General features: G+C 54.6%; 9 protein-coding genes and 5 pseudogenes. 4 read left to right on the top strand and 10 right to left on the bottom strand.

The annotated features are described in order from the left end of the window. Positions 1–9: 9 nt before the first annotated feature. Both AC2FI8_RS17375 and AC2FI8_RS17370 read right to left on the bottom strand, forming a co-directional pair. On the bottom strand, positions 10–1,323 hold the full coding sequence (locus AC2FI8_RS17375) for an HlyD family type I secretion periplasmic adaptor subunit (RefSeq protein ID WP_496769307.1): 1,314 nt from the start codon (positions 1,321–1,323) through the stop codon (positions 10–12). Beyond that, on the bottom strand, positions 1,323–3,020 hold the full coding sequence (locus AC2FI8_RS17370) for a type I secretion system permease/ATPase (RefSeq protein WP_496769329.1): 1,698 nt from the start codon (positions 3,018–3,020) through the stop codon (positions 1,323–1,325). Before AC2FI8_RS17370 ends, AC2FI8_RS17375 begins: the two co-directional genes overlap by 1 nt. Positions 3,021–3,806: 786 nt before the next feature. Between AC2FI8_RS17370 and AC2FI8_RS17365 the strand changes: the two genes are divergently transcribed. Both AC2FI8_RS17365 and AC2FI8_RS17360 read left to right on the top strand, forming a co-directional pair. After that, entirely contained in the window at positions 3,807–4,247 is a 441-nt protein-coding gene (locus tag AC2FI8_RS17365) for an aldehyde dehydrogenase family protein (protein WP_496780338.1), read from the top strand. A gap of 314 nt (positions 4,248–4,561) precedes the next feature. Then, a pseudogene (locus AC2FI8_RS17360) lies at positions 4,562–4,774 on the top strand (hypothetical protein); the annotation flags it as partial. 165 nt (positions 4,775–4,939) lie between these two features. On the opposite strand, the gene AC2FI8_RS17355 reads toward AC2FI8_RS17360, so the two are convergent. Further along, positions 4,940–6,199, bottom strand: a complete 1,260-nt coding sequence (locus AC2FI8_RS17355) for an aminotransferase class V-fold PLP-dependent enzyme (RefSeq protein ID WP_496780336.1) — start codon at positions 6,197–6,199, stop codon at positions 4,940–4,942. Positions 6,200–6,446: 247 nt separating this feature from the next. Between AC2FI8_RS17355 and AC2FI8_RS17350 the strand changes: the two genes are divergently transcribed. Further along, a complete protein-coding gene (locus tag AC2FI8_RS17350) occupies positions 6,447–6,644 on the top strand; it encodes a barstar family protein (protein ID WP_496780429.1) in 198 nt (65 codons plus the stop codon). 360 nt (positions 6,645–7,004) lie between these two features. Here the strand turns inward: AC2FI8_RS17350 and AC2FI8_RS17345 are convergent. The 5 genes and pseudogenes from AC2FI8_RS17345 to AC2FI8_RS17325 all read right to left on the bottom strand — a co-directional run. Then, positions 7,005–7,547, bottom strand: a pseudogene (locus tag AC2FI8_RS17345) (ISNCY family transposase); the annotation flags it as partial. Positions 7,548–8,329: 782 nt separating this feature from the next. Continuing rightward, complete coding sequence (locus tag AC2FI8_RS17340) at positions 8,330–8,629, bottom strand: CcdB family protein (protein WP_496780334.1); 300 nt, start codon at positions 8,627–8,629, stop codon at positions 8,330–8,332. Further along, entirely contained in the window at positions 8,629–8,859 is a 231-nt protein-coding gene (locus AC2FI8_RS17335) for a type II toxin-antitoxin system CcdA family antitoxin (RefSeq protein WP_496725008.1), read from the bottom strand. Before AC2FI8_RS17335 ends, AC2FI8_RS17340 begins: the two co-directional genes overlap by 1 nt. A gap of 484 nt (positions 8,860–9,343) precedes the next feature. Next, positions 9,344–9,556: pseudogene (locus AC2FI8_RS17330) on the bottom strand (transposase); the annotation flags it as partial. A 6-nt stretch (positions 9,557–9,562) separates the two neighbouring features. Continuing rightward, positions 9,563–9,847: pseudogene (locus AC2FI8_RS17325) on the bottom strand (IS110 family transposase); the annotation flags it as partial. Positions 9,848–10,034: 187 nt separating this feature from the next. Here AC2FI8_RS17325 and AC2FI8_RS17320 point away from each other — a divergent pair. After that, entirely contained in the window at positions 10,035–11,774 is a 1,740-nt protein-coding gene (locus tag AC2FI8_RS17320; protein WP_496780332.1) for an adenylate/guanylate cyclase domain-containing protein, read from the top strand. 216 nt (positions 11,775–11,990) lie between these two features. On the opposite strand, the gene AC2FI8_RS17315 is transcribed toward AC2FI8_RS17320, so the two are convergent. Then, on the bottom strand, positions 11,991–14,525 hold the full coding sequence (locus AC2FI8_RS17315; protein WP_496725004.1) for a cation:proton antiporter: 2,535 nt from the start codon (positions 14,523–14,525) through the stop codon (positions 11,991–11,993). 104 nt (positions 14,526–14,629) lie between these two features. Further along, positions 14,630–15,076: pseudogene (locus AC2FI8_RS17310) on the bottom strand (tyrosine-type recombinase/integrase); the annotation flags it as partial. Between the last annotated feature and the right edge of the window lie 75 nt (positions 15,077–15,151).

Genomic DNA, 15,151 nt, shown 5'->3' with positions numbered 1-15,151 from the left:
ATCGGGCGGTCACTCTCGGAACGCCCGGTTGAAGTAATCTGCCAGTGGTTTGACCAAATAAGACATTGGCGTACGTTCGTCCGTCTTGATCAACGTTTCCACTGGCATACCGGGCAGCAGTTCCTGCCCTTTCAGACGATCAACTTGCCCGTCTTGTGGAACGACTTCGGCGCGATAGAACGTCTGGCCGGTGTTTTCGTCGGTAAACGTATCAGCCGAGACATTCATAACCTGTCCGTCAATTTCAGGCGTTTCACGCTGATTGAACGCGGGAAACCGCAACAATACGGGCTGACCAACATGCAACTGGTCCACGTGAATTGCATCGACGCGCGCGGCGACGACCAAGGGCGTATCCTGCGGTACCAGATACATCATAGGTTCCGCGGGTTGGATCACGGACTGCAGCGCAAAGACCTGACTGCCGTACACCGTTCCCGAAACTGGGGCGCGGATATCCAGTCGCGAAAGGCGGGTGTCCAGCGACAGACGGCGCTCGGCCAATTCAGCAATCTGGGACTGAATATCACGCAGGGTCGTGATGGCTTCTTCTCGCCGTGTTGCTTCAAGCTCAAGGATCGAGATTTCGGTCGCTGATATCTGGCCTCCTAGGCGCGCGGCGGCAGCTTCCAACCGACCGATATCCCCTGTGAGGCTGGCCTCTTCACGCTGTAGGGCCGAAACACGGCTGGCCTGGGTAAGGCCGCGCTGAAGCAAGCTTTGCTGATCGTCCAGTTCGGTTTGGATCAATTCAACCTGACGCCGCAGCGAGACAAGCTGCGCTTCGGTACCGTCGATTTCGCTTTCGATTTGAACGGTCTGTTTGCCCAGTTGCTCAGTTTGCTGGTCCAATGTATTCAATCGCGCCTCGAACAGGCGTTGCTGACCGGCGATCAGATCAGGGTCGATGTTTTCCTGTTGCTGAATCTCAGCCAACCGGGTGGCCAAAGCTTCGGCATTTGCGCCATCGCGCTCGACTTCCAAACGTGCCCGGCGGGCCAGCAGTTCGAACAGCTGGGCTTCGACAATGGTTTTCTCGGACGACAGAAACGTATCATCCAATCGCAATAGTAACTCGCCGCTGGTGACGGCATCGCCATCGCGCACATAAATCTCACCAACAACGCCGCCGTCGGGGTGTTCAATCACCTGACGGTTGCTTTCGACCTCGATAATGCCCTGAGAGATAATGGCCCCGGCCAAACGCGTGTTGACTGCCCAAACACCCAAACCGCCAACAAGGATGCCAAGGGCCGTAAATCCGACCAGGGCAGGGATGGTTATGCGCCATACGGGGCGCTGACTATTTGTTTTGTCCTGCATCAGTTGCCAGCCTTGCTGAGGTTGCGCTTGATCGATCCGGCGTTTTGAACGACTGCACCCAAAACCTCATCCCTTGGGCCGGATCTGACAACCTGTCCCCGTTCGACCACCGCAAGATCATCACATTCCGAGATCGCTTGGGGACGGTGAGTCATAATGATCGTAGACTTTCCTGCGGCCTTAAGATCGCGGACAGCGGCGTTCAGCGCCTCGGTTCCATCGGCATCCAACGCCGAGTTCGGTTCGTCCAGAATCAACAAAACGGGGTCTCCGTACAACGCGCGCGAGAGCGCGATCCGCTGCTTCTGACCGCCTGACAGCTGACTGTCATTGCCTTCCAGAATGGTATCGTAGCCTTTTTCCAGCGTCAGAATCAGCTCATGCGCATTGGCTTTTTTGGCGGCCGCTACAACGGCTTCCGGGTTTGGGTCTTCCGACATACGCGCGATGTTTTCGGCGACAGTTCCGTTGAACAACGTAACTTCTTGCGGAAGGTATCCGATATGTTGGCCCAGATCAGTTGGATCGTACTGATCCAGCGTTGCGCCTCCCAGACGGATCTCGCCTGCTGCAGGACGCCAAATACCCAGAAGCGCCTTGGCCAAAGTGGACTTTCCTGACCCGCTTTTTCCGATTACACCAAGTGCCCGCCCGGGCTCGAGGTTCAATGAGACGTTGCGGAGGGTTGGAGTATCCGCTCCAGGCGGGATGACCGTCAGACCCTTGGCCGTCAGCCGGGCTTGGGGCACAGGCAACTTGGTGCGCTGTTTTTCTGGCGGCGTGGCATCCAGAAACTGGCTCAACGAGTTCCACGCCGTTCGGGCGCGTTCAACGACAGCCCATTGCCCAACAACCTGCTCGACGGGTGCCAAAGCACGACCCAGCAGGATCGAACCTGCGATCATCGCGCCGGGGGTCAATTCATTGCGCAGAACAAGCAAAGCCCCAAGCGCCAGCATTGCAGATTGCAAAAACAGCCGCAGCGATTTCGTCACTGACGTAAAGCTGCCGGTCCAGTCACTGGCGGCGATTGTTTGTTGCAAGGCGTCTGTTCGTTGACGCTGCCATCTACGCGTGATGTCCTCTTGCATGCCTTGCGAGTGTACGACCTCGGCTGCCTGTCGGGCATGTTCGGAAAAGATGTTGGCTTTTGCCGACGCTGATTGAGCCAAGGCGACTTTGCGACGAGTCAGTATTTGGTTCAGCAACGCGATCACAACTAAAAGCGAGCCACCACCAACGGCCAGCCAGCCCAGAAGAGGATGGAACAGAAAAATTGCCGCGATAAAGATAGGCGTCCAAGGGATGTCCATGACGGCCAGCAGAACTGGAGAAGAACACAGGTTTTGGATGGACTCCAGATCCCGCAACGCTGTTGCGGGTGCAGCCCGCGCGCGCGGGTGTAGAGATCGGCGCAGGGTCGCATCAAAGACTCGTTCGTCCAACTGCGATTGAAACCGTGCGCCGAAACGCGCCACGATTCGACCCCGCGCGAAATCGAGCATGGCCATAAGGCCGTACAAAAGTGCCACCAGCAGAAACAGCGCAGCCAAAGTCTCGACCGCTCGGGACCCAAGAACGCGATCATAGACCTGCAACATGAACAAAGGTCCGGTCAACATCAACAAGTTGACGAAGATGCTGAACAAAAACGCAAGCGCCAGGAATGTGATCCCCTGGTTGCGCGCAGATTGCATTTCACGTCTTGGCTGTGCTGCCATGTGGTTCTTAATATTCACGAACGAAGCTTCTCGTTTTTGTTGCGCAGGTTTCGAATGGGCTAGTATTTGCGCGCATCCTAGACTGATGTCCCAATAGTGGAAATACATCTCGTTGCAGATTGTCCATATACCGCCGACCAAGATCGCAATCGGTGTTTTGGCAATGGCTTATCGACATCTGACTTGCGCGTTGACTGAAGTGATACTCTCTTTATCTCTACGTAGTGCAATTGAGGCGAAGACCAGGTGGCAAACATCTCAGACCTTACTGCCCGTGTGATTTTTGCGGTCTCGTCCGGCCTGATCTGGCCGCTACAATAGTGTTTGCCGATCTGTTTCGCGCGACCAACAAATTGGATGGCAAGCCCTAGTTTTCAAGAGGCTTCTTGGCCGAGAGAGGCGGCAATTGTGTCGCAAGCAATGGTGCAGGGAAAAGAAGGGTTGTCTTCGGTGACGTTGATGTGGCCGACATCGTAGTGGTATTAACAAGCTGGACATGAGGGCATTCATGCCGGCGCGGTCCGGACTTCTGAATGCGCGGCGGGCGACCGGTCACTAGGAACATATTGATGGCTTTCAGGAGTTTTACTCGGTTATTGAAGTGGTCGAAAACCTGTTGGTGATTGATGAAAACCGGGTTTCATGTTGTGGCGGCAGCGCCTCGGCGAATATTTGGGTACATCGGTTCCCGCCGAGCTCAGGGCGGCCAATCCGGCTAGGGAAACTAATCTGGAAGATCCGATACCATCGCCCGAGATTTGCATGAGGGCTGGTATATCGCATAGCCGGTTGAACTGGGCGTTCGAAACATACATCAAAAAAACGCCCACGTTGTATTGCTGGGATATCCGTTTGGATCGGGCACGCAGTTTGTCGGATTGTCTGCACTATGAGCGGGCCAACGGGTCGATGCCGATATTGATGCCGTGGCTGAAACGATCCGAAATCGCGATAGGCGGCGAGCTGGGCGAACGGGCCAGATTCTTCTACCCGCCGACGGTCGCAGTGAATGCCGACAACAATGCGGAGATTGCGTATAATGAGGTGTTCGGACCTCTTGTCACCCCGTCGCACATTGGCGAGGCGAAAAACGCTCGTCGGATCGCCAACGCCAGGCGCTATGATCTGGCTTCAACAGTTTTGACCAAGGATGTTTCGATGGCGATGAAAATGACGTCTCAACTGCGCTGCGGAAAGACCTAGTTTAAGAAGCATGAGATGCCCGCGACGGAAAGGTAATGGGCCGCATTGAAAGGCAAAGGCGCGGCTTGCAACATATCGGTCCCTGTTTTGGATACCCACACGTCAGCGCGTCTTGTGTTGGGTGTACGCTGATGCGATTGGTAAGAAAGCGAGCGCTGGCTACCGGTGGCCGGCAAGGGATCGGGCGCGGGTCAGAATCCGAAGGGTTGTAGGACAACATCATCTGGATCCCGCTGGATGCGTTGGTTGCCAGCCCAGCCTTGGGTTTGACGCTGGGATAGATGCAACAGGGCTGAAAAAAAACCCGCCGCTTTGTTTTGGGGTGCCTGTTCGAACCCCCGCACCTGATGCCGCTGGTCGGGGTTCTGGGGAATGACAAAACCGCCTACGAGGTCATTGAGGCAGCTCAATCGTTCTATGAAAACCTAGGCACGACAACAAAGAAGTGTCTGGATACGTGGTCAATCTCTTGCATGCTGCGATTTGGCGCGAAGCAATCAATCTGGGGACAACGGGTCACGGCGTGAACCGGCAACTGGTGGACAACGTAAAAGCCGCGGCATGCGGAAATACTCCGGCCGCGGTGTCGGAACAACGCGACGCTTTTTTCGTAACTCTGCAAAAGCCCGTTGCAGGTTTGGGTTGAGAACCGCCATCTATGTAACCGTTTGCTACGACCAAATCGGATCTGGTCAACTGCTTTCGCCCATAACTTTGATGGCCCCCAACAACCGCGCGATTTCTTGTTCCGTGTTGTAGTGACAAAAAGAAATGCGGATACAATCCGACAGGCCCAGCGGTGTAAGAACGTTGCCGGAATAGTGGTCAGCCTTTCGAGTATGGGTGCGAATGCCCTGTTGATTCAGTGTCTCGACCACGTCCTCGGATGCATGACCCTCGACCACGATTGACACCAGCCCTTCGCGTGCCGGGTTATCGGCGCCTGCCAGAATGGTCACGTGATCCATATCACGCAGCCCTGGCAGATTGCCGGTGCCGTTGATAGCAGTATCGGTCAAGTGGGTTTCATAGGCGTGAATGGCTCGGCCCGCAGCCTCGATCCGTTTGCGCGGCTCGGTCTCATCCGAAACTTCGCCACCGAGCCAGTCAAAATACGCTACTACGTCTGATACGGTTGCATACGATCCCGTATCGCGGGTCCCGAACTCCCACCCGGTTGCGGGTGCGTCGATCAACATGTCATGTGGCAAAGCGCTGAGTTTGTCGGAGATCCAGGCGATGCCGTATCCGTGGCGGGAAAACACTTTGTAAGGTGAAATCGCGTAGCCATCGACATTGTAGGCGCCCAGGTCCAGTTGCCCGTGGGCCGCATGCTGAATGCCGTCGACGATTATCAAACAATCCGGTGCCACAGCACGGATCGCCGCGGAAATCGCGGCTACGTCCATGCCCATGCCTGTCACGGGCGATGCATGCAGGATCGTTGCCACTGCGACATCTGGCGTTATCAGCGCAGAATAATCCTCGGCCGTAACCAATCCGGCGTCGTTGTCGTGGGGCACATTAACGTACTCCAGCGCGGCGATTTCAGCCCAGCGACGTGCTGCGCTTCGGGTGGCCGGGTGCTCGATTGATGAACCTATCACTTTTGCACCTTTGGGGGCGACCAGACACGCGGTGCGGATCATGCGAAACAGCAGCTCGGTTCCGCTTTCACCTGCGAAGAACTGCCCAGAAGATGCGTTCATGAACACGGCCAAGTCGTCTTTGGCCTTGTTGATGACGCCTTGGGTTCCCTGACCTGCAGGATTTATGCGCCCCGGATTGTCCGGGATTGCTGCATAAAAAGCCGAGGTTTCAGCGACGGATTTCAATGTCAGTGCTCCGCCCGCATTCTCAAAAAAGATGCGTTCGCCTTGAAAGGGACAGGTGCCGACATGGGCGAACCGGCCGCGTACGGCCTCGATGAGGGCAGGGTTGTCTTGGATCATAGGTTTGTCCTGTGCTTAGTCAGAAAGCGGTTCACGATCGTGCGGCAGAGCTAGGCCACCGCGATAAGGTTTTGTCCGGAAATCGTTGACGTTTTCATCATAGATTCGGCGAACTGAATTGATCAGGCCGCATGCAGCCATCCTGTCAAGCGACAACGCGACATGATCAGGGAATATTGCAGCTGTTTTACGAAATCGCGTCTGCTTGCTATCCAGTTTGCCCCGGAAAACCAAAGTCTTTGGAGGAATGAGGTGCGGAGGAAGTTTTGATGACGTATTTACGATACTGCTGGCTGCGCTTGTTGCTCCAAACTGGCATGGGCACAATCTGGATGCGCTGTGGGACAGCATTGCCGGTGACATCAATGACGTAATTCCACCTTACTCTATTGAAGTGAGAGGGAAAAACGAAGTGACTGATGTGGTGGCTCTATTACTATTTTAGATGCAGTCAGTTTGAAGAAGCCAGAGCCAATCAGGTTATTGGCGTTGGCTTCAAGCTTACCTGTAGGGTGCGCTGTCTTCTGCGCAGCTGCTATTTTTGCACAAACTCAGGTTCTGGTGCCGTCCTTCTACTGGCCCGTGTTCTCGGTGGCTGACCGGGCTTACTGCCGTTGGGCTGTAACCCATCTTTTCGGAATTTGTCCTCACTTTGGGTTTTGGGGAGCTTGTTCCTGCATCTCCTTGATATGCGCCAGCACAGCCCCGAACCGCTTGTTCTCAGTGACTGCGGCGTGGGTGACACGTTGGTCCATTTCGAAGATCCGATAGGGCAGGGCCCGGCCTTCCCAGCGCACTTCAAACCGGCTAGCCTCAACTCTTTGACGAGTCGATCCTGGAGCGTGCGGTTGGCGCGTTCAACCCGGCCATTGGCCTGAGAGTTGTTCGCACACAGGATCTCGATATTCAGCGCATTTAGCGCACGGCCGAACTGGGTCATGCCAGCGCCGCCCTTGGCATCTTTTCTGGCCACACGGAACACCGTGTTTGTCGCTGTAAAACGCCACCGGGCGGCCATGTTTATACTGATAGCTTTCAAGCATATCGAAATAGCTGGTGGTGCTTTCTGACTTCACAAAGCAAAGTTCCATCAAGGTGCTGGTCGCGCCATCCATGAAGACGAGAAGGGTGCAGGGGTCGCCACGATCCTCGAACTAACGGGTGATCGGAGCCGTCGACCTGGATCAACTCACCTTAGCATTCCCGCTGCAGGCGCGGTTGATGGAATGTTCGGCGCTGCTTGCGAGATAGCCAGCTTCAATCTTCCACCATCCAATTGCGCAATGTCTCACGTGAAGCCGTGATGCTCAGCTAACTTCTCTGCGGCCAATGTCGGCCCGAATTCGGACTAACTCTCTTTGACCAACATCAAGGCATAATTGCACTTCGTTTGTGAATCCACCCCGGCTACAACTTCAACTCATGCAATGGACAATATGGTAGGATAAGGCGAAGCGAGCGGTAAGTTCAGCGAACTTCATTGCCATACGCATCACCGGCGACACCACACCGCGCACACTGATGAACAGACGCGCCTCCGGCGAAACGAACTAGCCATCTATGTCCAAGAAGTCGGCAATAAACTCGCCTCATGCCATGTATCCTGTTCCTGATTCAATTTTTTAGAAGATCATAAATCTCTGCAGAAACCCGAGCACGCTGACCGCTGTTTTTGGGGTTTCGTGGGGCGGCACATCACACTCAATACCCCCTCTAAAATCCGGTTGGGAAAACCAGTACGTGCTAAAATAGACATGCCGCCCACAATCTCAAAATGACATCAGGAGATTATTGAGTCCATTTTTTTCTTGGAAACTCACCGTTGACTCCAATGAAACAAGGCTTTGAAAGGACGTCCGGCATTCCCCAGGCTACAGATCAAAACTGACTGAACATCCTTGATAATTCCTTCTCCGACCGGCTTTGGCGGTCTCTGATAAACGAGTTGCTAAGTACCGACACCTACTGCCACAATCTTAACTCACCGAGGCTAAATTCCTAGAAACCGCAAATGCGGCCCCGTCCTTTACCGAGTATGAGGCATTTGAACCTGGTGCAGCTCACTGCAGCCATCCTCGAAATTGAACGGTGACGATCAGAGAACCTGACCAACATTGAGGTCATACCATGCTAGAATCCCTGCATCAGCATATCGACCGCGACAGTGATCTGATCGAACTCGTCACTCAAGTCGCATACTTGGGACTTTAGAATTCCAACCGGTACTGCGGCCATGAATTGTGTGACCATGACGACTGGACCACCATCAATGTCAAAAACCGGATTGAGACGTGCCGCTGGCCTTGGTGCGTTTGACTTCGGTAGCAGCGGCACAACAACACGCGTATTCAGATCGCTTAGGAGGTCGGTCTGGACATCCAGAAGGTAGCCATCGCCGGATGGATTAGGGTAGACGTCGTATTTTGGCATCAGAACTGCCTGTAACGTTCCAGCGGAAGACCATGCCGCTCAACATATGAATTGGAACTTCTGAGTGCTGCAGCATTTTCGGCTTTCCAGCGCTCAGACTTTGCTGCGATGACTGCGGCGCGCACGCCCTCCTCGGCCGCGCGGGACAGATTTACCTTCAGCGCTTTGGCCTCAGACAGTAACGCGCTATCGAGCGACAGATTCGTGGGCTTTCGCGTTTGAGCGTTCATTGTATTGCTCTCCCTATGCACGCACTGTATCGCTATGAAATATGCGCGTCAAATATGCGCATGCTTGTAATGCATGTTTCGCAGAATTGAACCGACTGACAAGTTCCATCAGCGATGCCATTAACCAGCTAACACAATGAAACGGTAGTATTGCAACATGCAGAGGCGAGAAACGACCCAATAGGCCGCTCACAACGAGGCTCTTCAATTCCCGACACGCGGACTTTGCCGACATTCGCCGCGCCTGCAAGCCATTGGGCAATACAAGGGAAAAAGTGCCACTAAATGACCTCAGTTTGGGTCGCGACGTTGGTCGGAGTGTCCTGGCCTTTGGTTGACTTAGGTCCGCATCATCACATCAAACGTCTTGCATCTCTGGGCAGGTCGGCCTTGTCAGGCGGTCGGCTGCCGGTATTCCTGTTGTTTTGTCAGCATCACCCAGATTATCCAGGCGCTCCGGATGCTTCCTGCCCTTCAGCGCCCGTGACGTCATGCCGGTGATCAGGAGTTTTCGGATGTATCGGTCGCCTTTCTTAGTGATCTTGCCTAACTTTTCCTTTCCGCCGCTGGATTTGTTGAGCGGGGTCAGCCCCAGCCAGGTTGCAAGGTCGAGGCCGGTCCTGAATTGCTTAGCATTCCCGATGGTTGCCACGATGGCGGAGGCGGTAATACGGCCGACGCCCGGCATGCGCATCAGGCGCCGGGCATCGGCATCAGCGGCGTCGGTCTTGCCGCGCTTTACATAGGGTTTGACATAGGCTGCTGGCATCAGGCGGACGTCACGGCCCAGCCTGCTGAGTTCACGGCCCTAATAGTGGGCGGAGCCGCAGGCTTCCATGCCGACAACACAGCGCGGAAGTGTCTCGAAAAACGCAAGCAGCTTCGGGCGCTTGATCTTCTTGTTGAATATCTTGCAGCCAGCAGCCGATAATCCATGAACCTGGAACACGTCGTTGGCCAGATCCAGTCCAGCTGTTTTAACCGTCATTGGGTGGCTCCTTTCCGAGCAGTCCAAGACAACTGTAGTATGGCGCATCGCGACGCCAGTGGAACAAGAGCCACCCACTCCATCCGCTAAATACCTCGGCAATCTGTATTTGCGCGATGTTCCCAGAAAGGTGTTGTTATGATCTTTTCCAAAGTTGAATATGACCTCCCAACCAAAGGTGTCATTTTTGGAACGCAGACTCGCCGCCATACTCGCCGCTGACGTTGTTGCATACTCTTCGATGATGATCGAAGACGAAGATGCCACATTGATGCACCTCAAGACCCATCGCGAATGTGTTTTTGATCCCAAAGTCAGCAAATACAAAGGCCGGGTGATCAAGTTGATTGGGGATGGCACATTGGTTGAGTTTCCCTCAGTCGTGGATGCTGTTCGGTGTGCCATCGAGATCCAGAAAGAACTGACGGTTCAAAACTCAGCGATAAAACTGCGCATCGGAGTGCATCTGGGCGACGTGATTGTTGATGAGGGCGATGTCTATGGGCACGGTGTCAATCTGGCGTCGCGCCTGGAAGCCGCAGCAAAAGTGGGCGGTGTTTGCATCTCTTCTATAGTTTATGAAAGCCTGGGAAACCTGATTGAAGAAACCTTTGAAGATGGCGGTGCCCAGCACCTCAAAAACATAACAAAGCCCGTCAAAATATACCATTTGGCACATGAAGGTTCTGAGAAATACGAGCCAAATCAAACTGGACGGGATAAGCCCTCAGTCGCGGTTTTACCGTTTTCAAACGTAAGCGGGAATGCCGAGCAACAGTTTTTCAGCGACGGCATTTCCGAGGACATCATTACCGGATTGTCCCGCTTTCGGACCTTGTTTGTGGTCGCGCGCAATTCGTCGTTTCGGTTCCGGGACTCAGATCTGGAGATTGGTGAAATCGCGGCAAAGTTAGGGGTACAATACCTTGTCGAAGGCAGTGTTCGAAAAGTCGGAAACAGAGTGCGCATTTCGGCTCAGCTGATCGCGGCTGACTCTGGAAAACATATCTGGGCCGAGCGTTATGACCGCGAACTGGAAGACATCTTTGCGGTTCAGGATGAGGTGACCCAAAGCGTCCTCGCGGTTCTTCCAGGTCGGGTCCAAAGCGACGTGGCCAACAATGTCTTGAACAAGCCCACAGACAAGATGAAGGCATACGAACTCTTGCTTCGAGGGAAAGCACTCAGAGATGGGTTGAACGCCGCCGACAACGCCACAGCCAAGGGATATTTTGAAAAAGCGCTGGCCATCGATCCCAATTACGCGCGGATCTATATGTATCTGGCCGACACCTATGTCGTCGACCTTTGGCTCGGTCTTGCCGACGCCGATGCCCCCTCCCAGGCATTGGAAATCGCGCGTCAGGGCGCGGCTTTGGACAACAAGGACGTCTATATTCAAGACCAACTTGGATATGCGTACCTATGCGCGGACCTCTGGGATCAGGCCGATACGCAGTTTCAAAAGACACTGTCATTGATCGAAAATGAAGCGGAATCGATGGCTTGGTGCGGATATGGGTTTCTGTTGTTGGGGCAGCATGAAAAGGCCCATGGAATAGTTGTCGAGGCCATGCGACTTGACCCCCTGCACCCGCCTTCTCTCGATTGGATTATCGGACAGGTATATTTCTTTTTGGGTCGATATGATGACGCTGTCAGCAAGCTGATTGGCGAAGCACGGCTGAACTCATTGGCTGCTGCGTTTCTAGTGGCAGCCTACGCGCACTCGGGCCGACAAAAAGAGGCGGAGTCCTCGTTGCAAGCCTTTGTTCGACACCGCCATCAGGAGTTTTCAAGCCGCGGGATGGCAGTTCCGGAAAACACGTTGATTGCTCTGGCCGGTGGCTTTCAACCGATGTGGCGCAATTTGTCGGATTGGGAACACATTGCCTCTGGTCTGCGCCAAGCTGGTTTGGCAGGGTAGGCGAAGCCCATTTTTCTATGTCTTCGGTGATTGGCCGTTGCCAATTTCCGCTCCTTGCTGCGACCTGCCGCTGATTGTACAAGATGTTGAGGGTAGTGACGGGTTTTTCGAGGGAACAAACCTCTGACTGGAGTAGACGTTCAACAAAACAGGACCCGACTGGTGCCCGTGAACCAGTACTTTTGATTTCGCGGCTCCTTTCCAATTGAGAGCCTCTCAAGATTTGGTCCCTTTTTCAGGGGATACCTCGGCCTCATCCAGATCCAACACCGCGGGGTCGATCATGCGCTTGTCAGCGCTCATCTTGACAGAGTTTCGCATGGCCTTGCTTCGCCGCAGCAAGCGTCGGAAACTTGCCTCGTCGAGCATAAGCAGCGTCGACGGTGCCAATGCCCGCACATTTACGCGACGCGGCCGTTTCAATAACATGGCCAATTGCCCGAACATTTCGCCACGACCCAGCCGCGAGGTGTGCCGGCCGAGTTCCACTTCCACCGCCCCGGAAGCAATGAAGAATACACTCTGGGCGAATTCGTCTTTGGAAATGATGGTATCACCCGCGTTCGCATATCGGGTCCGCAGCGCCCGGCTGAGTTTCCTAAGCGAAGACTTGTCGAGATCGGAAAATAGCGGGAACTGCCGGACCAGATCCCGTCCTTTAAGAGTGATGTCCAATTTCGGACGTCCTTCAGATAACGTACGTCGTGTCGCCACTTCCTGCATCAACACAGAATAAAGTTCTTCGCCCACAAGGCCGTCTTCGCGCATGACCGCGTATTCACGTTCTTCAAGGCGCAGCGCGGTTCGCTGGATGAATCGTCGCTCTAACTTTTCGGCATAACCGGGAAATTGCAGTCGCAGGCCTTCAAGCGCCGTCTTAACTGCCTCGGATCGACGCGCCAACACTTCATCCAGCAATTCCGCAACCCGGCGGCCATGGATCCGGCGGATGCGGCCGCGGACGAACCCATCTAGATCCTGCAGGATCAGACGTTGCATGAGCAATCTTTCGAACCTGTCCGTTGTGATACGCGTGAGTGGGAACGAAATTCGAAGCCGGTTGTGCAGAAACACGGCAATCCGAAAAGATCTGCCGTAAACGACCGACCGATTTGATGCGCGCTGATAGCCGATCCGTCCGCCAGTCCGTGCGCCTTCAATGAGCCGATCCGCATCGGACAGAATCTTCTCACTCAGAACCGATGACATGGTGCGTTCCCGCATCCTGGCCAAAACAGAGTCCCGCTCTGCACCGGCCAGCGCAATAAGACCAAGCGTGACCCGGTCACGATCCAGGATCTGCGCACTGTCTTCGGCGGCCTTTACCGCCTCGTCTAGGCGTTCACTAAACTGTTTGGCTTCGTTCCTGACGATATCGTGCGTCAGGTTATAGTTTTCTGCTGTGCGGGACACGTCCTCGCGAACCGATTGCAAGGCGACGGCGACCACCTGACGCGACAGGGCGGTATCAAGCGGCGAAAGCCTGTCGAGCCCCAGTTTTGTGATCACCATGCGCAAGGTTGTACCCTGAACAATCAGTGTAAACAGGGTAAAGCCAGTGGCCAGAATGCCGACCAGGCGCTTCGTCTCAAGCGGGATGTGTGTGCTTTCGGTGACTGCCAGAGCCAGAGCCAGCGTCACGGCACCACGCAGCCCACCCCACAGTATTGCGGTGCGATAGGGGCGTTCAACAGCGGGCGATAGTCCAATTGCTGTCAGCAATGGTAACAACCCGAACAGAATTGCCGCCCGCGCGAACATGGCGGCCAAAACCACCACAACCAGCAAGCCAAAATCAGACGGTCGCACCTCTTCCAGCAATCGCGGTATCAGCAATGCGGCAAGAATAAAAATCAGCGCGCCGGCCCAGTGTGCCAGAAGGTCCCAAACCTCTTGCAGATTTGTCCAGGCGACCGGTGACAAACGACCAGGGCCTGTGAGGTTGAGCGTAAGCCCCGCAGCCACCACCGCAATGACACCCGAAGCCCCAACGCTTTGTTCTGCAACGATATAGGCAAGGTATGGCAGCGCGATGGAAATGGAAATCTGCGCCATTTCCCAGCGGTCGACAAAAGCCATCGTCCAAACCGCCATGCGCGCCATGAGCCAACCAGTGAGTGCTCCGCCTGCGATCAACAGCGGAAACTGCCCCACGGCTTCACTTAGCAATGGATTGGGTCTTCCGAGCATGACAAAGCTCATGAATAACCCGAACAGAGCCACAGCAGCAGCATCGTTAAGAAGGCTTTCGCCCTCGATTATTCGTGACAGCCTGCGCGGTGCCGAAATCGACCGGAATATACTGACAACTGCCGAGGGATCCGTTGTTGACACAATGGCGCCGATCAACAGGCAGGCGGCCAGCGGCAGCGCACTTGCCCAACTCAGCGCATAGCCAATAGAGAGGGTCGCGACAATCACTGCCACAACGGCCATCATCAGGATGGGCATCCAGTCATCCAGCATCCTGCGCAGGTTCATGCCGAGTGTCGCCTGAAAGAGCAGCGTAGGCAGGAAAACATAGAGGAAGACGTCCGACCGGATCGGCAGATCTATAATTGCCTGCGCCCCCGGGTTCAATGCATCCGTCAGGTCTGTGTCGAGAAAGAACGTCGCTCCAAGCCCGATCACTATCCCCAGGACGGCGAGGATAACGCTGTAAGGCAGGCGCATTCGCGCGGCCAGCGGTTCTGCCACGCCGATTACAACAAAAAGAGAAGTGATGATGGTCGTAACGACGACGATATCCATAGTTTCGTATTACCTGAGAACTCGAGTAAGTGGAATCCACTCTTAAAGCCGGATCAAACACGTGGAATCAATATGCGCACCTTCGCTCGTCCAGTCTGGGCCGCCTACGAATGCAACCTATTGGCACTAGTCTCAATGGCTTCGGCAATAGCCAAGGTACCCGCGAGTTGGACGCCGAGGTACCGGACCTTACTGTCCATCTTGGCGGGGCCTAGCAAGAGCTGGACCGATCTAAGTTTGCCGGTTTTCTTGTAGATTTGGGTGACTTTTGTGCGCCTCATTGAATGGATTCCGTATGTGCTTGCTTCAACGCCGATCGATGAGACCCAGTCTCGAACAATCCGCGCATTTTGACGCGTTGAGATGTGGATTCTGCCAGGCCAAAGATATTCCGAACGGATCATGAGTTCATCTTTCATCCATTTCTGAACAGAGGCACAGGTGCCCTCGGATATCTCGAAGCGCACAGGTTTCTGTGTCTTACTTTGCAGTACTGAAGCGCGTTCCTTGATCTGCCCCGATGACATGACATCGACCCCCTTCATCTTCATGTCTGACGTCAGCGCCTACCGGACAGATTTGGGGTTTGAGCAACGGAGGATTTCTGGTTCATCGAAGCCGTTAAG

This window comes from Ruegeria sp. CDSB029 (genome assembly GCF_059611125.1).
This window is presented reverse-complemented; position numbering and strand designations above follow the sequence as displayed.